The sequence below is a fragment of the Nocardiopsis chromatogenes YIM 90109 genome (assembly GCF_000341185.1).
GTDB lineage: Bacteria > Actinomycetota > Actinomycetes > Streptosporangiales > Streptosporangiaceae > Nocardiopsis_A > Nocardiopsis_A chromatogenes.
The window spans coordinates 1-17,934 of sequence record NZ_ANBH01000025.1; the positions used below are offsets into that span (position 1 = coordinate 1).

18 protein-coding genes are annotated in these 17,934 nt (G+C 73.1%); 7 read left to right on the forward strand and 11 right to left on the reverse strand.

All coding sequences use genetic code 11. From position 1 onward, the window contains the following. A partial coding sequence (locus D476_RS31830) for a [protein-PII] uridylyltransferase family protein (protein WP_017622359.1) occupies positions 1-774 on the forward strand: 774 nt, incomplete at its 5' end. Positions 775-898: 124 nt separating this feature from the next. Here D476_RS31830 and D476_RS38365 read toward each other — a convergent pair. The 4 genes from D476_RS38365 to D476_RS38370 all read right to left on the reverse strand — a co-directional run bounded on the left by D476_RS38365 (position 899) and on the right by D476_RS38370 (position 4,793). Next, entirely contained in the window at positions 899-1,060 is a 162-nt protein-coding gene (locus D476_RS38365; protein ID WP_017622360.1) for a hypothetical protein, read from the reverse strand. Positions 1,061-1,376: 316 nt separating this feature from the next. Further along, the gene (locus D476_RS0102255) at positions 1,377-3,569 is read right to left on the reverse strand and encodes a TerD family protein (protein ID WP_017622361.1); all 2,193 of its coding nucleotides are present in this window, start codon (positions 3,567-3,569) and stop codon (positions 1,377-1,379) included. Between the two features lie 251 nt (positions 3,570-3,820). Next, complete coding sequence (locus tag D476_RS0102260) at positions 3,821-4,159, reverse strand: hypothetical protein (protein ID WP_017622362.1); 339 nt, start codon at positions 4,157-4,159, stop codon at positions 3,821-3,823. A 97-nt stretch (positions 4,160-4,256) separates the two neighbouring features. Further along, positions 4,257-4,793 (reverse strand): DNA alkylation repair protein, encoded by a 537-nt coding sequence (locus tag D476_RS38370; protein WP_017622363.1) that lies wholly within the window; start codon positions 4,791-4,793, stop codon positions 4,257-4,259. A 160-nt stretch (positions 4,794-4,953) separates the two neighbouring features. Between D476_RS38370 and D476_RS0102270 the strand changes: the two genes are divergently transcribed. After that, on the forward strand, positions 4,954-5,241 hold the full coding sequence (locus tag D476_RS0102270; RefSeq protein WP_017622364.1) for a hypothetical protein: 288 nt from the start codon (positions 4,954-4,956) through the stop codon (positions 5,239-5,241). 77 nt (positions 5,242-5,318) lie between these two features. Then, entirely contained in the window at positions 5,319-5,654 is a 336-nt protein-coding gene (locus D476_RS0102275; RefSeq protein WP_017622365.1) for a hypothetical protein, read from the forward strand. Here D476_RS0102275 and D476_RS0102280 read toward each other — a convergent pair. Further along, positions 5,591-6,949 carry an MFS transporter gene (locus tag D476_RS0102280; protein ID WP_017622366.1) on the reverse strand — a complete coding sequence of 453 codons (1,359 nt, stop codon included), beginning with the start codon at positions 6,947-6,949 and terminating at the stop codon, positions 5,591-5,593. The two genes, D476_RS0102275 and D476_RS0102280, sit on opposite strands and share 64 nt — an antisense overlap. Before the next feature lie 93 nt (positions 6,950-7,042). On the opposite strand from D476_RS0102280, the gene D476_RS0102285 reads away from it, so the two are divergent. Next, positions 7,043-7,597, forward strand: a complete 555-nt coding sequence (locus D476_RS0102285; RefSeq protein WP_017622367.1) for a TetR/AcrR family transcriptional regulator — start codon at positions 7,043-7,045, stop codon at positions 7,595-7,597. A gap of 28 nt (positions 7,598-7,625) precedes the next feature. On the opposite strand, the gene D476_RS0102290 is transcribed toward D476_RS0102285, so the two are convergent. Together D476_RS0102290 and D476_RS0102295 are read right to left on the reverse strand one after the other, a co-directional pair. Next, a complete protein-coding gene (locus tag D476_RS0102290; protein ID WP_239648570.1) occupies positions 7,626-8,543 on the reverse strand; it encodes a hypothetical protein in 918 nt (305 codons plus the stop codon). A gap of 347 nt (positions 8,544-8,890) precedes the next feature. Beyond that, on the reverse strand, positions 8,891-9,598 hold the full coding sequence (locus tag D476_RS0102295) for a DUF11 domain-containing protein (RefSeq protein WP_017622369.1): 708 nt from the start codon (positions 9,596-9,598) through the stop codon (positions 8,891-8,893). A gap of 251 nt (positions 9,599-9,849) precedes the next feature. On the opposite strand from D476_RS0102295, the gene D476_RS0102300 reads away from it, so the two are divergent. Together D476_RS0102300 and D476_RS0102305 are read left to right on the forward strand one after the other, a co-directional pair. After that, complete coding sequence (locus D476_RS0102300) at positions 9,850-10,074, forward strand: hypothetical protein (RefSeq protein ID WP_017622370.1); 225 nt, start codon at positions 9,850-9,852, stop codon at positions 10,072-10,074. A 134-nt stretch (positions 10,075-10,208) separates the two neighbouring features. Further along, on the forward strand, positions 10,209-13,205 hold the full coding sequence (locus D476_RS0102305) for a helix-turn-helix transcriptional regulator (RefSeq protein WP_449289390.1): 2,997 nt from the start codon (positions 10,209-10,211) through the stop codon (positions 13,203-13,205). A gap of 57 nt (positions 13,206-13,262) precedes the next feature. Here the strand turns inward: D476_RS0102305 and D476_RS35935 are convergent, their stop codons facing one another. Together D476_RS35935 and D476_RS0102310 are read right to left on the reverse strand one after the other, a co-directional pair. Beyond that, the gene (locus D476_RS35935) at positions 13,263-13,427 is read right to left on the reverse strand and encodes a DUF397 domain-containing protein (protein WP_083939381.1); all 165 of its coding nucleotides are present in this window, start codon (positions 13,425-13,427) and stop codon (positions 13,263-13,265) included. Continuing rightward, on the reverse strand, positions 13,405-14,178 hold the full coding sequence (locus D476_RS0102310) for a helix-turn-helix domain-containing protein (RefSeq protein ID WP_160167430.1): 774 nt from the start codon (positions 14,176-14,178) through the stop codon (positions 13,405-13,407). The genes D476_RS35935 and D476_RS0102310 overlap by 23 nt, the downstream gene beginning before the upstream one ends. 192 nt (positions 14,179-14,370) lie before the next feature. Between D476_RS0102310 and D476_RS35940 the strand changes: the two genes are divergently transcribed. After that, positions 14,371-14,631 carry a hypothetical protein gene (locus tag D476_RS35940; RefSeq protein WP_192826343.1) on the forward strand — a complete coding sequence of 87 codons (261 nt, stop codon included), beginning with the start codon at positions 14,371-14,373 and terminating at the stop codon, positions 14,629-14,631. 70 nt (positions 14,632-14,701) lie between these two features. Here D476_RS35940 and D476_RS0102315 read toward each other — a convergent pair whose 3' ends face one another. Continuing rightward, positions 14,702-15,802 (reverse strand): hypothetical protein, encoded by a 1,101-nt coding sequence (locus D476_RS0102315; protein ID WP_017622373.1) that lies wholly within the window; start codon positions 15,800-15,802, stop codon positions 14,702-14,704. Positions 15,803-16,087: 285 nt separating this feature from the next. Beyond that, positions 16,088-17,857: an NAD+ synthase gene (locus D476_RS0102320; RefSeq protein ID WP_026123151.1), complete on the reverse strand. Its 1,770-nt coding sequence runs from the start codon at positions 17,855-17,857 to the stop codon at positions 16,088-16,090. Positions 17,858-17,934 lie beyond the last annotated feature (77 nt).

The following is a 17,934-nucleotide window of genomic DNA, read 5'->3' on the forward strand; positions in this document are numbered from 1 at the left end:
GACCCGGAGGAGGCGCGGAGGTACGCCGAGGCGCTGGTCCGGGAGATGCGGCGGCTCTTGGAGATGCCCGCCGCCGACCCGGCCCTGGTGGTCGACGCCGACCTGCGCCCGGAGGGGCGCAGCGGCCCCCTGGTGCGCACCTTCGCCTCCTACCGGACCTACTACGACAAGTGGGCGGCGACCTGGGAGCGGCAGGCGCTGCTGCGGGCGGCCCCGGTCGCCGGGGACGCGGACCTGGGCGCGCGGTTCAGGGAGATGGTCGACCCGGTGCGCTACCCGCAGGGCGGGGTGGACGCCGCCGGTGTGCTGGAGATCCGCAAGCTGAAGGCGCGGATGGAGGCCGAGCGGCTGCCGCGCGGCGCGGACCCCGCGCTCCACACCAAGCTGGGCCGGGGCGGCCTGAGCGACGTGGAGTGGGTCGCCCAGCTCATCCAGCTCCGGCACGCCTACGAGGTCCCGGAGCTGCGCACGACGGAGACGATCCCGGCGCTGGAGGCGGCGGTCGCGGCGGACCTGCTGGACGCCGACGACGCGGGCACGCTGGAGGTCGCCTGGCGGCTGGCGGCGCGTGTGCGCGGCATGATCATGCTGGTGCGGGGGCGCCCCGGGGACTCGATCCCCTCGGACACCGGCGAGGCGGGCGCGGTGGCCGAGGCGCTGGGCTACCGCACCGACGACGAGGGCGAGGGCGCGGCGGCGCAACTGCTGCAGGACTACCGCCAGGCGACCCGCCGGGCCCGCACGGTGATGGAGCGCGTCTTCTACGACGGATGAGGGCGCCGAGGCGCCTCGCGATGATCTCGACGGGAGCTGTCGAAATCGCCGGTTCGACTGCACCTTTGTCGAGATCGTCGCCAAGGCCCGCCGCACCCCGGCGGATGCCGCCTCCGTGGAGGGCTCACGCCTCCGCTTGGACGACGATGCCGCCCATGTGCGCCTCACCGGCCCGGTACTCGACCCCGTCGATCAGCACCCGGCCGTCGTCGGTGACCTGGCGGCAGTCGGAGCCGTCGTCGGCGTGGACCGCCTTGAAGCCGCCGCTGAAGCCCGTGTTCCCCATCCTGACCGGGCGTCCGGCCAGATCGGTCGCCCGACCGGCGCACCCTGCGCACAGGGCCCGCGGATACCGGGGCGAGTAGGGGCGGGGCGCCCCGTCGTGGGAGCACCGGTCTCTCGATCGCCGGTGTGCTCGCTGGCGCCCCATGCACGGCCTCCCATCCCGGCGGGACCCCCGCCGGAACGCGGGAGGCCCGGCGCCTCGGCGCCGGGCCTCCCGGATCGCGATGTGAGGAAAGGGGCGGCGCTAGACCATTACAAGGAGAGGAGAAGGAAGCTCCGCCATGGCCTCACAGCGGTGAGCCTAGTCCAGGCCCACGTCAGTGGGAAAGGAGATTTCCCAGCCGGTCCGGGGTGAACGCCGCCACGTGCTCCCGCAGCCTCTCCGGGCGCTCCAGCCCGATGTAGACGGTCCCCTCGCCTCCGCGCTGCCCCTGGTACTCCTCCACCTTCGCCCCGCGCCCGCGCATCAGCTCGACCGCCTGGGCGACCGTGAAGTACGGGCGCTCCATGATCCCGCGCGCCAGGAGACCGGTGCTGAGGCTGTTGGCCTCCACCCGGTTGAAGTCCGGCTCCCCCGTCAGCGACAGGTGGGTCCACCGCGCCCGCCACCGGGGCTTCTTCCGGGTGCCCCCGCGCGCGAACACCAGCGGCAGCGCCACCCGCCCGCTCCCGGACAGGTCGGACTTCATCCGCACGGTGCGCGCCTCGAACGGCCTGCCCTTGCGGTTCGCTCCGCGCGTCATGTACCCGAAGAACACCTCGGCCAGCTCGTCGAAGCCCTCCCCCTCGTAGAGGTCCACCTGCGGAACCACGTAGGCGGCCCCGACCCGGGACAGGTCGAGGTCGATCATCTCGGTGGCGCCCTCCGGCGCCTCGACGATGTCGCCGGAGTGCTTGCCGCCGTGTCCCTCCAGCTCGGTCCACGAAAGCTGGCCGTGATAGGTGAAGTCCTTCTGCAGGAGGAGCACCGACAGGTCCAGGTCGGTGGTCAGGCGGGCCTGCCGCCAGTGCACGAAGAACCGCAGCCGGTCCCCGTCGACCGCCGTGGTCGATCCGCGCGGCAGCACCCCCGTCCCGTCCGTGCGGCCGGGCGCGCCGGCCGTGGGCAGGGCGACCTGGAGCGCCTCCGGATCGACCAGGACACGGTCGGCGGCGGGCAGCCGGGCGGCGATCTCGGCGTCGAGGGTCCCGACCGCGCCGGTGGCCGTGTCCCGTCCCAGCGGCGCCCGGCCGTCCGGGACGATCCACGCGCGCCTGCCCCGGTTGGCGAACACCCGGGGCGCGCCGGAGCCGCGGCGGGGGTCCAGATGGGCCCGGGCGCTCAGCAGCACCCGCCCGGCCACCGACGGCGCGGCTCCGGCCAGGGCCTTCGCCACGGTGTCGGCCCGCTCGGGCCCGGCGAGGCGCAGCAGCCGGTCGAGCGAGCGCACCAGCATGCCGGGCGACGCGGACAGCAGGCGCACGGCCTCGTCGAGGTCCGCGGCGGCGAAGGCCGCCTCGATGCGCCCCTCCGGGGAGGGCGCCCGCCGGTCCCCGCGCGCGACGGCGAACACCTGCCGGGCGTTGGGGAACTCGGCGTACTCGTGGGGGTGCAGCCGCTCCCCCAGCCGCTTCCACCGGTTCGCGTACCGGTTGACGTCGCCGAGCTTGGCGGGGGCCTCGGCGACGACCCGGTCCAGGGCGGCCAGGAGCGCGCGGCGGTCGCGGCGGCGCGGCGAGGTGAAGCGGGTCGGCTCGGCGAGGGTAACGTCCCCGTCGGAGAGGGCGCAGGCCAGGCGCAGCACGTCGGTGACGGTGTCGACGTCCGGGGCACGCCCGTGCTCCAGGTGCGCGCGGTTGACCAGGGCGCGGTTCTCCCGCACGGGGACCGCCTCGGGCTGCTCCCGGTCGGCGCAGTGGGCGGCCAGGGCGGCGAGCAGGTCGCGGCCGTCGTCGGAGTGGGGGACGGGCGAGGCCGCCATGTCCAGGTAGAGGCGGTGGGCCTCGTCGTCCAAAGGGCCGCCCAGGCGCAGCACGGTGACGCGGTCCTCCGACGAGGCGGCGAGGGCCTCGTGGCGGGCGAGGAGGTCGGCGTAGGTGTGCTGGTAGCGGCCGTAGGTCGGCAGCTCGGTCAGGGAGACCGGCCCGGGGACGCCGTCCGGCAGAAGGTCCTCGACGGTGATCTCCTCGCCGTCGGGGCCGACGAACGCGTCGGCGATGCACTGGGCCCAGAAGTCCAGGGTGTCGGGCACGTTCTCCGGGAAGTCGACGAAGTAGACGTTGTGCCGGACGTGGTCGCCGACCTGGAGGCGCGCGGCGGCCAGCACGTCGGCCGCCGTGTCGAACGCGGCGCCGGGCTCCATGGCCGACACGTGCTCCAGAAGGTCGCGCGCGCAGGCGAAGCCCACGGTGAGCAGGACGGCGTCCATCTGCCGGGCGACGGCCGAGCCGTCGCCGGACGGGGCGCCGGGGCGGGACGGGACGCGGCCGGTCGCCTGGATGAGGCGGGTCTGAAGCGAGATCGGTTCCATGGGCCCTCCCGTGGCGGTGTGCGGTGCAACCATCCCGGATGGGGCGCCGTTGGGGCACGTGATTTTTCCGGGCGGGGCCGACGGCCGGAGAGCCGGGGCGGAACGACGGGCGGCCCGCACCCCGGCAGGGGCGCGGGCCGCCTGGAGGTCGAGCCGCCTGCGGTGTGCCGGGCGGACGGGACCGGACACGGGCCGGGACGCGGAACCCGCCCCGCGATGGCCGCTTCGGGCGCCGTCGGGCTTCGGGTGCCTCAGACCCAGAAGACCGCGACGGCGACGTTGACGATCGCGAGCGCACCGGCCGTGACGCCCAGCTTGGTGGCGGGCTTGCGCACGTTGAGGATGGCGACGACCACCACGGCGAGCGCGACGACGAGCTTGACGCCGATCTTGATGTGGTCGACGGCGCCGCCGCCCATCTCCGCGAGCCCGACCAGGATGAGGCCGGTGACCAGCTGCAGCAGCGAGCTGTGCAGGATCGCCTTGGGCGCCTTGGCGCTGTCCGTGGCGACCTGCATCAGGAACCCGGCGACGATCCCGGCCATGCCGAGGAGGTGGAGGAAGAGGAGAAGCGAGTGAACGAATGCCATGCCCCAGACGCTACTACAGCGCGTAGTGTGCCCCGGATGCGCGGGAGGACCTGCGATTCGACCGGCGGCGCGGCATGCGCCGCGCGGCGGGTGGCGGTCACGGCGGCGTGGCCACGTCGTCCTGGACGGCCAGTTTCAGCTGGCAGTGGATGACCTTCGCCTCCGAGCCGCCGTTGTGGCGGACCCGGATCGCGACCGGGGTGCCCGGGTGGACGAACAGGGCGTGGTGCTTGCTCCGGTACTGACCGCCGGGGTTGTGCGCCTCGTGCTCGGTGCAGGTGGTGTCCGGGCCGCCGCCCAGGCCGTCGGCGTGGGGGCTCTTCTTGACCACGTAGTTCACGAGCCAGTCGCGCTCCTTGGGCGTGCGGGCCTCGCGCAGCATCGCGTCGAGTTCATCGCGCTCGAACGCCTTCGGCCGACAGATCAGGGTCGCCAGCAGCCGCGCCGCCGAGTCGCCGGTCGCCCAGAGGTCCCGGGCCAGGTCCTGTTGTGTCTTGAGCCGTTTGGCCACCTCGCGCAGGCGTGTGAGGTTCACCCCGTGGTCGTCGCCGTGCCTGGCGTTCACCTCGCGCACCTTCGGGTCGTCGAGCGCTGCGAGCTCGGCCATCACCTCGGCCAGTGCCGTATCGGACACTCCGGTCCCCTTCCCCCGGTCTCGTCGTCCCTCCCCGGACCACCTTTCCCCGGACCAGCTTGCCCCCTCGCCGCGCGCCGCGCCCGTTTCCGCGCAGTGCGGCGCTCCTCATAATCTCGGAGTTCGTGCCCCGCCCCGATCACCCCCATGGAGAGCCGTCTTGCACCATCCCCCGAATGCGGGGTTCCGCCCGCGCCTGTCCGCGTCCGCCGTCGGCGCCCTCATCCTCGGTGTGCTCGCCGCCCTGAGCACCCCGCTGTTCGGGCTGTTCCTGATCATCCCCGCAGCGGCGTCGATCACCGGGGCCCTCGCGCTGCGCTTCACCCACACCCAAGGGCTGCGCGGGCGCGTCCTGGCGCTGTGGGGATTCTGGCTGGGGGCCTCGTTCTTCCTGCTCGACTTCCTGCTGCTCCTGGTCGGCATCTGGGGGATGAACCTGGAGGGCTGATCCCGGGTGCGGCCGCCCGGCGGCGAGGAAAGGTCGGACGTCTATCCTCTGATCAGACATCCCCGGATCGGAGCCGCATGCACCCCGCCCGCCTCGCCCCCGTCCTCCTCCTGGCCGCCCTGCCCCTGGGCGCGTGCGGCGCCTCGGAGCCCACCCCCGAGAACGCCGCGGCCGCGTGCGAAGACCACATCCGGCGCTACCTGGACTCCCCGGCCGACACGGAGTTCGACGCCTCCCCCGAGGTCGCCCGGACGGGGCAGGGCGAGACGGAGTCCGGCCCGTACTGGGAGTTCGACGTCGTCGGCAGCGTCGACATCGACTACCGCTCCGGCGGGACGGAGCACAGGGACTACACGTGCACCGTCGTCGACCACGACGGGGACTGGACCGTGGTGGACATGGCGGAGGACTGAGCCGGGGCCGGACGCGGCAGAGGCGCCCGCCGACCCGCCCCCGTGGCGGGCGGGGGGGGCCCCCGCGCCCCCNCCCGGCCCGCCGCGGGCGCGGCCAGGGAGCGGCTCATGGCCAGGGTCCCGGCCATGGCCAGGGCCGCCAGGACGATGAGCGCCGCGCCGTACACGTCGGTCACCGCGGTCAGGCCGAACCGGTCGGTCGCGATCCCGGCCGCGATGGCGGGCAGGCACAGCGCCAGGTAGCTCAGCACGTAGAACGCCGACATCAGCCCGCCGCGCTCGTGCGGCTCGGCCAGGGGCAGGACCGTGCGCAGGGCCCCCTGGAACCCGGCGCCCCAGCCCAGCCCGGACACCACCGCCCCGGCGAAGAAGAGCACCGCCGACCCGAACTGTGCCCCGGCCAGCAGGATGGCGAGCCCGATCGCCAGGGCCGGTGCGCCGATGAGCATGACCCGGACCGCCGGGACGGTGCGCAGCCCGAGGATGGCCACCGCGCCGCTGCCGGTCAGGGCGAAGACCGCGGCACCTCCCGCCATCGGCGCGTGCGAGCCGGTCACCTGCGTGGTCAGCGCGGGCCCCAGGGACATCAGGAAGCCCCCGAGCGCCCACACGGCGATGTCGATGGGCGCGGCGACCAGCATGGCGCGCCGCGCCTGTGCGGGGACGCTGACCGTCGGGCGCAGCGAGGCGAGGGCGCCCGGGCGGCGCTGGGCGGTCTCGGCCATCCGCGCGGCCCCGACGGCCTCCACCAGCAGAAGGACGATGACCACGGCGTAGACCAGCCGCATGGGCGCGGGCGCGAACTGCACCAGGGCCCCGGAGCCGAGCGCGCCCAGGCCCATGCCCGCCACCGGGGCCGCGCCGGTGATGATCGGCCCGATGGCGGGGGCCACGTCGAGGATCGCGGCACCGATGACGGCGGTGGCGGCGCCGGTCGCCACCCCTTGCAGCACCCGCGCCACGATCAGGGCGGTCAGGCCGCCCGCGACCAGGAAGACGGCGACGGAGACGACCTCCAGGGCGATGGCGCCCAGCAGCACCGGGCGGCGGCCGACGTGGTCGGACAGCCGTCCGACGACCAGCAGGGCGACCAGCAGGCCGAGGGCGTAGACGCCGAAGACGACGGTGGTGGAGCTGGGGGCCATCCCCCAGGACTCCTGGTAGAGGGCGTACAGCGGGGTGGGCGCGGCGGAGGCGCCCAGGAAGGTGACCAGGGTGGCGGCGAGTAATGCGGCGGCGGACGCGCCCGTCGCCCGGCGGCGGGGCGGGGCGGGGCGCACAGTGGTCGTGGACATGGGTCTCCCCCGGAACTAACGCTAAGATTTTGCGTTTAGGACGCTACACCCCACCCCCGCGCTAAAGCAAAGAGTTTGCGTTAGACTGGCGGTGTGAGTCCGATCCAGGGAACCCGCACCGGCGGGCGCAGCGCCCGCGTCCAGCAGGCGGTACACGACGCCGTCCGCGAGCTGCAGAGCGAGCGGTCGCGGGCGGAGCTGAGCGTGCCGCTCGTCGCCCAGCGCGCGGGCGTGACCCCCTCGACCGTCTACCGCCGCTGGGGGACGCTCCAGGAGCTGCTGGCCGACGTCGCCCGTGAGCGCATGCGCCCCGACGACCCGCCGGACGACACCGGCGCCCTGGAGACCGACCTGAAGGCGTGGGCCCGCCAGTACCTGGAGGAGATCTCCTCCTCGCCGGGCCGGGAGTACGTGCGCGACCTCGTCGCCAGCGACGGCGAGGAGAACTCCGAGCAGTGCAACCGGTACTGCCAGGTCAAGATCCGCGCCATCCTCGACCGCGCCGCCGAGCGCGGGGAGCCCCACCCCGACGCCGACACGGTCACCGACCGGGTGACCGCGCCGATCGTGTTCCGGGTCTTCTTCTCCTCGGGCGACCCCACACCGGAATGGGCCGAGAGCCTGGTCGACCAAGTCCTCGCCGACTGACGCGCCGCCGCGGCACGGCCCCGGCCGATCAGTCCAACTCTTCCCCCCAGGGGTCGAGAGCCTCGATCTCCCCGTCGATACGTTCCCAGGTCCCCTCCGAGACCACTCCGCCCACATAGGCGACCTCATAGTCCCCCGCCGACGCGCGCCCGCTCACCCGGAACGGCTCTCCTTCGTCGTCGATGGAGACGGTCGAACGCTCACCGTCCGCGAGGACGTCGAGCCCGATGGTGAACTCGCACGCCTGGTCCCGGGTGGCGCCGATGATGTCGAACACGACCTCCTCGCCCTGTTCCAGTTCATAGGTGTCGCCCGCGAAGAACTCGCCCACAGGCTCGTTGAACTCGTCGACCCTCTGGGCCACAGGATCCGGCGAGTCCAGGTCGAAGTAGGCGCTCTCAACAGGATCCAGACCGGCGTCGGGCGAGTAGAACAGTGTTCCGGAGTCTGGGGGGCCGCACTCCCTCTCCGCCCGCATCTGCATGATTCGCACCCCTTCCGGGCGCGCCCCCCTGAGGACGGCCCGGATGTTCTCCCGGCCGACCTCGCCAGCACCGTAGGCGCGCATTCGCCGTGCATAGGCCTGCCGGTCCTCCCTCTTCAGCCGGTCCAGTTCCGCCAGCTCGCCCTCGTCCAAGCGGACCGGGTCCGGGGACACCCAGAGATCTCCCTCCTCCGAGTGCGACACCTCGACAGAAAGCACCTCGACCGGCGGCGCCCCATCGCCGTTCGGCACGGAGCGCCCTTCCGCGGACGGGGTCGGGGAGGCCGTGGGTCCTTCCCCATTCGGGCCGACGACCGGCTTCAGCAACTCCAGAGCGATCCCTGCCAGCAGCGGGCCGAGGACGGCCGTGAAGACGACGAGCGCCAGTGCCTTCCATGGGGCCCGCTTCGCGAAGCCGACCGCCCAGCGGATCGCGTCGCCGACCTTCCCCCCTACCGCCACGCCCGCCCTACGCAGACTGCTCAGGGCACCCGCCGCACGCGACCGCCACGTGGCGCGCGCCCGGCCGCCGCCCTCGGACCGTCCCTCGCCGCCACGTGCCATGGCCCCTCCCCCTCAAGAGGTGAGTGGTCGCCCGCATCATCCGGCGGGGCGGTCCCGAACGCTAGATCTCCTCGCACGACGGATACGAAGCCGCGGCCTCGGCGCGTACTGGTCTCACGCCCCTGGGCGAACATCTCCAGGCGTAATCCGCAGGCACTCGACCGGCGACGCCCGTCGTGCGGACGCCGTAGCTCCCCCGGGCGGTCGGCACCGTGCGAATCGGCCGAGACTCGGCCACGCCCCGGCTAGGCCCTCCTCCAGCGCCAGAGGAAGCAGACGAGACCGGCCCCCACCACCAGCCCCGCCAGGACCGCCCCCTCGGTGCGGCCCAGCATGGGGCCCGACTCGGTCGCGGCCACCGCCGCCGCCTCGGCCGGGGACGGCTCGGGCGTGCGCGGGATCAGGTTGGCGTCGGTCGCGCACACAACCGGCGGGCTGTCCTCGCGCTCCTGCGCGCACGCGGTGGCGGCGACCCGCCACACCTTCTCGCCCGGGTCGGCCAGGCGCGCCTCCGTGCGGCCGGTCGCGCTCTCCCCCGGCCCCAGGTCCACGGTCCACACGGCCAGGTCCTCCAGCGCGCCGCCGGGCTTGCCGTACCGCTCGCCGTCGGTCTCCACCAGCTCCATCTCCGGCGGCAGCCCTTGGGAGAGGAAGATGCCCTCGACCTTCTCCTCCCCGTCGTTGCGCAGGGTGACCGTGTACTCGGTGACGTCCCCCGGCTCCATCCCGTCCAAGCCGTCGGTCACCTCGATGGACAGGGCGGGAACGCCGTCCCCGCCCCCGGTCTTCACCGCGCCCGCCTCGCCGCCCGTACCGTTCGTGCCTCCCCCGGTGTCGTCGCCGTCGGCGAAGGCGGCGTCGACGGCACCGACCCCCGCGCCCGACAGCAGGACCGCCGCGGCCGCAGCCGCGACCGGACCCCATCGGCGTATTCGTGAACGGGCCACACCCATCGCATCCCCCGGAGAGCATCCCGTGTCCGGCTTACCGGACTCCGGATTCGACAACTACCCGCAATGCCTCATTCACGTTCCGCGACACGCCCATAAGGCGCCGATCGCCCCTCTTAGGCGCCCGTGTGGTCCCGGACACGCCCCGGACCACCGATTTAAGGCATCCGCCCGATGTCGGGCCCTCCTCCTTAGAACGAGTCTTAGACACACAGCGAGCCGGACGGACCGGCCCGCACAGGGAGGGACCCACGATGATGCACCCCGACGTGACCGCGGCCGTGGCCCGCGAGCGGATCGCCGACTTCGAGCGGGAGGCCCGCACCGCCCGGCCCGAGGTCGACACCCCCTCCGGGTACGGCCCCGGCGGCGGCAACCCGGCCACCCGCCTGGAGGCGCTGATCGGCTTCCTCGGCAGGGCCGGTGCCGCCGAATCCTGGCTGCCGCGCCCGCGCACCTCCTCCGAGAGCCGCCGGTGAGCCCGGTTCCCGGCCCGCCGAGGCCGGGAACCGGGAACCGCGCAGCAACGGCCCCACCCGTCTCGGAGGGTGAGAAAAGGAACGGCGCGATGTCCGTGTCCGACCCCATAATGGACGCCATGTCCACCCTTGGCATGTCCCCCCGCGACACCGCCCCCGTCTTCGTCGGACGGGCCGACGACGTCGACCGCCTGCTGTCCCACGCCCGCCGGACGCGCGGCGGACGCGCCGGGACCGTCCTCATCGGCGGCGAGGCCGGGGTGGGCAAGTCCCGACTGCTCGCCGAGTTCGGGGCCCGACTCGCCGGCGGCACCGGCCCGGGCGGCGCCGCCGGCCAGGGCCGCCTGGTCGCGGGCGGCTGCCTGGAGCTGGGCGTGGACGGCCTGCCCTTCGCCCCGTTCGTCGCGGTGCTGCGCCAGCTCCTCCGCGACCTGGGCCCCGGCCTGGCCGAGGCCGCGGGCGGCGGCAACGAGCTGCCGCGCCTGCTCCCCGAGCTCGGCCCCGCCCCCGACGAACGCCGCAACGCACGCGGCCTGCTCTTCCAGCAGGTCCTGCTCGCCCTGGTGCACGCCGCCGGGGACGAAGGCCTGACGGTGGTCCTGGAGGACCTGCACTGGGCCGACGCCTCCACCCGCGACCTGCTGGTGTTCCTGGTGCGCAGCCTGGACACCGCCCCCGTGCAGCTGGTGGCCACCTTCCGCACCGACGAGCTGCACCGCGACCACCCGCTGCGCCGCCTGCTCCCCGAACTGGAGCGCCTGCCCGAGGTCGAGCGCATCGACCTGGGCCCGCTCACCTCCGACGAATCCGCGCGCCTGGCCGCCGCGCTGCGCGGCGCCGACCCCTCCCCCGCCGAGGCCGCCGCCCTGCACGCGCGCTCCCAGGGCAACCCCCTGTTCGTGGAGTCCCTGGCCGAGCAGCCCGGATTCATGGACTCCCCCGTCCCCGACCGCCCGCGCGAGCTGCTGCTGACCGCCCTGCACCGGCTGGACGACCCCGCCGCCGACGTGGTGCGCACCGCCGCGGTCGGTGCCGTCAGCGGAGGCCATGTCGAGCACGAGCTGCTCGCCCAGGTGAGCGGCCTGCCCCACGACAAGCTGGACACCGCCCTGCGCAGCGCGGTCGACGCCAACATCCTGCGGGTCACCGAGACCGGCTACCGGTTCCGGCACGCCCTGCTGCGCGAGGCCGTCCACGACGACCTGCTTCCCGGCCGCCACACCCGCCTGCACCTGGCCTTCGCCGAGGCCCTGGACGCGCTGCCCGAGGTGGTCCCCTCCCACCGCCTGGCCGCCGAGCAGGCCCACCACTACCGGGCCGCGCACGACCTGCCGCGCGCGCTGAGCGCCGCCTGGTGGGCGGCGGTGTACGCGGGGGAGAAGCTCGCCTACGCCGAAGAGGGGCGCATGCTGGAGCGCGTCCTGGAGCTGTGGGACCGGGTGCCCGACGCCGCCGACCGCACCGGCGGGACCGACCGGGTGGACGTACTGGGCCGCGCGGCGGCCGCCGCCATGGAGAGCGGCGACCCCATCCGCGCCATCGAGCTGTGCGACGAAGGCCTGGCGGAGCTGCCCGAGGAGGGCGGTGCCGAACTGATGGGCCGCCGCGCCCTGCTGCTGCGCCGCCGCGCCCAGGCCCGGTTCGACTGCGCCGACGGGCGCGGCATGGACGACCTGCTCTCGGCGCTGGAGATCTACCCGCTCGACGCGCCCGGCTACTCGATGGCACTGTCGCTGCTGGCCCGGGGCTGTATGCGCCGCCCCGACCTCGAGCCGTCGGAGATCTTTGCGCTGCGCAACCTGATCGGCGCCCAGGAGGGCCGGGTGACCCGGCTCGACCTGGCCGAGGGCGCGCTCAACCGCGCGGTCGCCGAAGGCAACCGGTGCGCCGAGGCCGACGCCCTGGTGACGGTCGGCTCGGCGCTGTTCAGCACCGACGACTTCGAGGGCGGCCGCAAGGCCATGGAAGAGGGCGCCGCGCTCGCCCGGGAACTGGGCGAGCCCGCCATCGAGACCACCGCCCTGGCCATCCTCGCCCACTTCCTGCGCGAATACGGGCTGCACGGTGAGGCCGTGACACTGCTCCAGCAGGCGATCGACCGGGTGCGCGGCATGGGGATGATGAGCGTGAGCATGCCCTTCGCCGCGTCCAACCTCGTCGAGACCTATGTGGAGACGGGCGACCTGGAGGAGGCCGAGCGGTGGGTCGCCGAGGGGCTGTCCCTGTCGCCCTCGCCAAAGGTGCGCGTCTGCCTGATGGCGGAGGCGATACAGGCGGCGCTGGCGCGCGGTGACCTGGACCGGGCCCGGGCGGAGTCGGCCCGGATGCCGTCGATGGGACCGCATCCGCAGAAGCAATTGCACATCGTCCAGCTCGCTCTGGCCGCACAGGTGGAGCTGCTGCGGCGGGAGGGCGCGCTGCAGGAGGCCGCCGAGAAGGCGGTGGACATCCTGCGCAACATGGACCTGGAGGTCGGGCCCGGGTACGGGTGGCAGCTCATGGACATCTCCGCTGCGCTGCTGCAGGAGGCCGCCGCCTCCGGCGAGCGGCCGCACCCGGTGCCGGAGCTGCGCGACCTGATCGCCGATGCGGTGGACGGGACGCCGCTGCGCGGTCCGGTCCTGGAGGCGAGGCGGGCCACCGTCCTCGCCCGTCTGGCCTGTGTGGACGGCCGCCCCGCAGAAGATGCGGCGGACCTGTGGGCCGAGGCGGTGGAACGGTGGCGGCCGCTGNTGGCGGATGCGCTGGTGAACTACACCGAGCAGGCGGTGGCCGCCGGGGGTGAGCGGCGGGCGCGGGCCCCCGGGGCGCTGCGTGAGGCCGTGGAGCTGGCCGACGCCTGCGGTCTGCGGCCGGTACGCCGCCGCGCGGAGGACCTGGCCCGCCGGGCCGGGGTGGCACTGGCCGAGGGGGCGGGGACCGCGCCGCCGCCCCTGCCCAAGGGGCTGACCCCGCGCGAGGCGGAGGTGCTGCGCCTGCTGGGGCGGGGGATGACCAACGCCGCCATCGCCGAGGAGCTGTTCATCACCGCGAAGACGGCGAGCGTGCACGTGTCGAACATCCTGAACAAGCTGGACGTCCCGAACCGGGCCACCGCGGGGGCGCGCGCCCGGGAGATGGGGATGGCGTGAGCGAATCGGCCTCGGGGTCCTCGCCCCCGAGGCCGTCCTCACCGCACGGCCGTCGGGCTATTGAAGGGACTTGAGCAGCGCGAGCCACTCAGACGCAGGAAAGCCGAGCACCTCCGGGTTTCTCGTGTCCCCGACCTGAATCTCCTCCTCATCCAATCGGGCTCTTACACACTCACCCTGTGCACGGCTGTAACTCGCCTTATTCCAGTCGCTCGTAAGCACCTCTCACCCTTTCAATGAAGGCTCTGGCATCTGTGGGGGAAAGCGCGAACGCAGTGAGTTCGGCCCAGACCTTTTGAAGTCGGGAGACCGTCTCGACGTCCGCAATGGTCCGCCCTCCGGCCGCGTCGTCCACGTAGGCCACGGTCGGCCGGTCCTTGAAGAATCGAAGACTCATGTCTCCGACGGCCCACGCAGCGGACGGGCAGTCGTTCGTGATCACTTGCAGCCGGACACCCTCGGCGAGGATCAGCGCTTCAAGCTGCTCCTTCATAACCCCCGGGCCGCCGACCCGCCAGCGGAGCGCCGCCTCGCTCACAACCAGGTGAACGTCCGCGCCGTTCCCACGCAGCACCGCCAAGCGCCCCAACCGCGACTCGACGGCGGCCTCAGGGTTGTTGCCGGGGTCCCCGGCGGCGATCAAGGCGGTCGCGTACGCCCGCGTCTGGAGCAGCCCTGGAACCGTCGCCGACGCGAACACGGCAACGGCCGACGCCTTGGCCTCCGAGCTGGCGACGGCCTTCACCCAGCTCGGAAGCGCCTCGTGCCGGTCCCGGTCGAACGACTCCAAGAGGCGGCCGGATGCTCCCAGGTGAGCATCGACCGCTTGGACGGCCGAGCGCCGCAGGGACCGGTGCCCGTTCTCGACCTTCGCCACCATGCTGGAGGAGCACGCGGCCACGCGGCCGATGGCCTCTCGGGACTGGCCCGCCGCTTCTCGAAGGGACCGGAGGTCTTCACCGAAGCTGCTCACATTGGACAGTGTGGCAGGTCCCAGAACGCCGTACATACGGGCGCTCAAGAACGATTCACCCCTGGGGATAACTCTGACATCCCCTATCAAGCCACCGACGTGCGACTCCGGAGTGTGGACAGGGCGGGACGGTCATGGACGGGCGTGGACAGTCCCTTGGTCCATCGACTCCATGGGGAGGATTCTCAGGGCATGACGCCTCGTGACCTCGTCCTCGACATCCTCCGAAACCGATACGGAGAAAAGTGGAACATCCGTTTCACCGAGAATCTTTTCATCGCAACACGGAAGGATTCCCGGTCCAACGATGCGCCCACCATCATCGAAAACGACATCGACAAATTCGTCTGGCTACTCGAAAACCCGCCTCGGCGGGCCGCGAAACCCGGCCACTCGCTCCTGCGGTCACTGGGCTGGATAGAAGGTGTCCCAGGGGTCTGGATCCACGAATGACGCCACCGGGAAAGGCCCCGGGTCCATGGGGAGGGCCCGGGGCCGGTCATTCGTGAAGGCGCCTACTCCATCAGTTGCCCGTACGGGTCGTCACGATCGTCAGCGTGTAGTCCCCGTCCCCGTCGGTGAACCTACGGGTCATGGTCTGCGTGTCCCCGACGTTGCGCACCTGCTTGGCCAGCGTCGTCGTGTGGAACACGAACGTCTGCTCACCGATGAGGTCGTCGTCGAGGAACGCCAGCAGCTCGTGCACCACGGCCCCCACGCCGGCCACGACCGCGCCGATCCAGGCCGCCACGCCCGAGGCCGCCAGCACGCCCGCCGCCGCCGCGAACGCCGCCGCCACGCCCTTCCGGATCTTCTCCGGGTCGCCGTGGTCGTGCTCCCAGAGCTGGATCATCGTGCCGATCTGCCCCTCCGGGAACCGCTGCGCCCCGCCGTTGGGCCCCCAGATGTTGCCGTCCGCGGCGCTGAAGGTCCGCCGGTCACCGGAGTCCACGTCGCCGAAGGTCCGGCTCTTCGTGGTCACCGTCGTCCCCTCGGCCAGCGTCGCGAAGATCCAGTACGACTCGTCCGAACCCCAGAAGTCGGCCCCGGTCTCGTCGTTGCACCGGAACTCGGTCGCCTTGATGGTGAAGAACCCGCTGGGCGCCGCCGCCGCGCTCACGCTCGGCGCCTGCACCATCAGGAACTCGGCGCCGTACTCGGCCACGGCCCGCTTGTTCAGCCGCGGCAGCTCCTTCGCCGAGACCTTCGCCTTGTGCGCCTCGTCCGCGTCGACCACGGTGAGGTTGGGCATCGCCATCGTCGCCCGGACGATCTCCGGCGCGTCCTTGCGCAGGTCCTCGAAGGAGTAGGAGGACTTGACGTCCAGCCGCGCGAACCGCCCGGGGTACACGTCCTGGCGCACGTTCTGCGGCATGAGCTCGGACGCCTCGCCCAGCGTCCGCAGCTCCTCCTCCGTGTAGCCGTTGTCCAGGAACGCGCTCACCAGCGTCTTCTCCAGGTCGGACAGGCGCTGCTTCTCGGCGAACTTGCCGAAGGAGTGCGTGGTCAGGGCCAGGAGCCAGTTGCGGTCCCGGTTCTTCTCCAGCTTGGCGCGGAGCTTGGCCCCGCGGCCGCGCCGCTCGCTCATGTCCTGCACGATGCGTTCGGGGGTTCGAGCGACCATGGTCGTACCCTCTCGGTCCACGCCGGACCGCTCGGAGGGGACCCGCTCCGGCGACTACGGGGCCCGGGGAGCCCGGCCGCCCGATCGGCGCCCTCCGCCCCTCCGAGGTGTGCCGTGAGCGTAGACCCGCCGCCCCCCTTCCGACAGGCGCCGCTGAGGGAAGAGCCTCCTGACCTCTGGGCCCCCTCCCCCTGTCCCACACGGCGATGATCTCGACGAAAGTGCTGTCAAAATCGCCGGAATGACAGCACTTTCGTCGAGATCATCGGGGAAGGGTGCAGCGCCTCAGGGGGTCCAGCGGTTGGTGATGGGGACCCGCCGGTCGCGGCTGAGGTTGCGGGAGCTGATCTTGGGGCCGGGCGGGTACTGGCGGCGCTTGTACTCGGCCCGGTCGACCAGCCGGATCACCCGCGCCACCAGCTCCGGCTCGTACCCGGCGGTGACCAGCTCCCGGTACCCCCGGTCGGTGCCGATGTAGGCGTCGAGCAGCGCGTCGAGCACCGTGTAGTCCGGCAGCGAGTCGCTGTCGAGCTGGTCGGGGCGCAGCTCGGCGCTGGGCGCCTTGGCGATGGAGTTCTCCGGGACCGGGGGCACCTCGCCGCGCCGCGCCGCCTCCGCGTTGCGCCACCGGGCCAGCTCCCACACCAGCGTCTTCCAGCAGTCCTTGATGGGGGCGTAGCCGCCCACCGAGTCCCCGTAGAGCGTGGAGTACCCGGTGGCCAGCTCGCTCTTGTTGCCGGGGGCCAGCACCAGGTGGCCCTCCTGGTTGGACAGCGCCATGAGCAGGGTCCCGCGCACCCGCGCCTGGAGGTTCTCCGCGGCCAGCCCCTCCAGCTCCACGCCGGCCCCGGCCGCCCCCTCGGTGAAGGCGTCCACCATCGGCTGGACGGGGACCGTGCGCCCGGTGATGCCCTGCCGCTCGACCAGCTCCATGGCGTCGGCCAAGGAGTGCTCGCTGGAGTAGCGGCTGGGCAGCAGCAGACCGTGCACCCGCTCGGCCCCCAGCGCGTCGACGGCGATGGTGGCGGTCAGCGCCGAGTCGATGCCGCCGGACAGCGCCACCAGCGCACTCGCGAACCCGTTCTTGCGCACGTAGTCGCGCAGCCCCACGACCAGGGCCTGGTAGACCTCCCCGACATCCGACACCGGGTCGGGGCGCGGGGTGAGGACGGGCTCCGCGGGGGTGTAGGGCTCCGCCGGGGCCGACGAGGCGGTGTGCCGGACGATGCGGATGCCGTCGGCCTCCCGGACGTCCGGCGCGGGCACCGGGGCGTCGGGCAGCCGCAGGTCGGTCACGAGCAGCGTCTCCTCGAACTGCGGCGCCCGCGCGACCAGGTCGCCCTCCGCGTCGACGATGAGGGAGTCGCCCTCGAAGATCAGCTCGTCCTGTCCCCCGGCCATGTTCACGTAGCCCACCGCGGCGCCGACCTCGCGCGCGCGGCGCTGGCACAGCTCCAGGCGCACATCGTCCTTGTTGCGCTCGTACGGCGACCCGTTGAGGGTGATCAGCATGCCCGCGCGGGCGGCGCGCACGGCGGTGACCGGGCCGCCCTCCTGCCACAGGTCCTCGCAGACGGCGATGGCGACGTCCGCGCCCCGCACCCGCACCACCGGCAGCGCGTCGCCGGGAACGAAGTTGCGGAACTCGTCGAACACGCCGTAGTTGGGGAGGTGGTACTTGGCGGAGGTGAGCGCCACCCGGCCCTGGTGGAGCAGGGCGGTGGAGTTCTGCGGGGCCCCGGCGGGCTGGCCGAAGCGCGCGCCGACGCCCTCGCGGCGGCTCAGGAACCCGACCACCACGGGAAGGTCGCCCAGGCCGTCGGCGGCCAGCCGCTCGGCGAGGGCGTGAGTGGCCTTGATGGAGGCCGAGACGAAGGAGTTGCGCAGCGCGAGGTCCTCCACCGGGTAGCCGGTGACGACCATCTCCGGAAAGACGAGCAGGTGCGCCCCGGCCTCCTCGGCCCGCCGCGCGTAGTCGGCGACCATCGCGCAGTTGCCCTCCAGGTCGCCGACGACCGGGTTGACCTGCGCCATCGCGATTCTGAGCTGTGCCACGCCACCGAGGGTAGCCCGGTCCGGGCCCGGCGGCCGGGCGCACACCCCCGCACGGCTGTGATAATTCGGACGCGGGC

Excerpts from the sequence above, each read along its gene's own strand:
- D476_RS38365 (WP_017622360.1), bottom strand. The coding sequence starts at position 1,060 with ATGGGGAACACGGGCTTCAGCGGCGGCTTCAAGGCGGTCCACGCCGAC.
- D476_RS0102255 (WP_017622361.1), bottom strand. The coding sequence starts at position 3,569 with ATGGAACCGATCTCGCTTCAGACCCGCCTCATCCAGGCGACCGGCCGC.
- D476_RS0102260 (WP_017622362.1), bottom strand. The coding sequence starts at position 4,159 with ATGGCATTCGTTCACTCGCTTCTCCTCTTCCTCCACCTCCTCGGCATG.
- D476_RS0102275 (WP_017622365.1), top strand. The coding sequence starts at position 5,319 with ATGCACCCCGCCCGCCTCGCCCCCGTCCTCCTCCTGGCCGCCCTGCCC.
- D476_RS0102295 (WP_017622369.1), bottom strand. The coding sequence starts at position 9,598 with ATGGGTGTGGCCCGTTCACGAATACGCCGATGGGGTCCGGTCGCGGCT.
- D476_RS0102300 (WP_017622370.1), top strand. The coding sequence starts at position 9,850 with ATGATGCACCCCGACGTGACCGCGGCCGTGGCCCGCGAGCGGATCGCC.
- D476_RS35940 (WP_192826343.1), top strand. The coding sequence starts at position 14,371 with ATGACGCCTCGTGACCTCGTCCTCGACATCCTCCGAAACCGATACGGA.
- D476_RS0102315 (WP_017622373.1), bottom strand. The coding sequence starts at position 15,802 with ATGGTCGCTCGAACCCCCGAACGCATCGTGCAGGACATGAGCGAGCGG.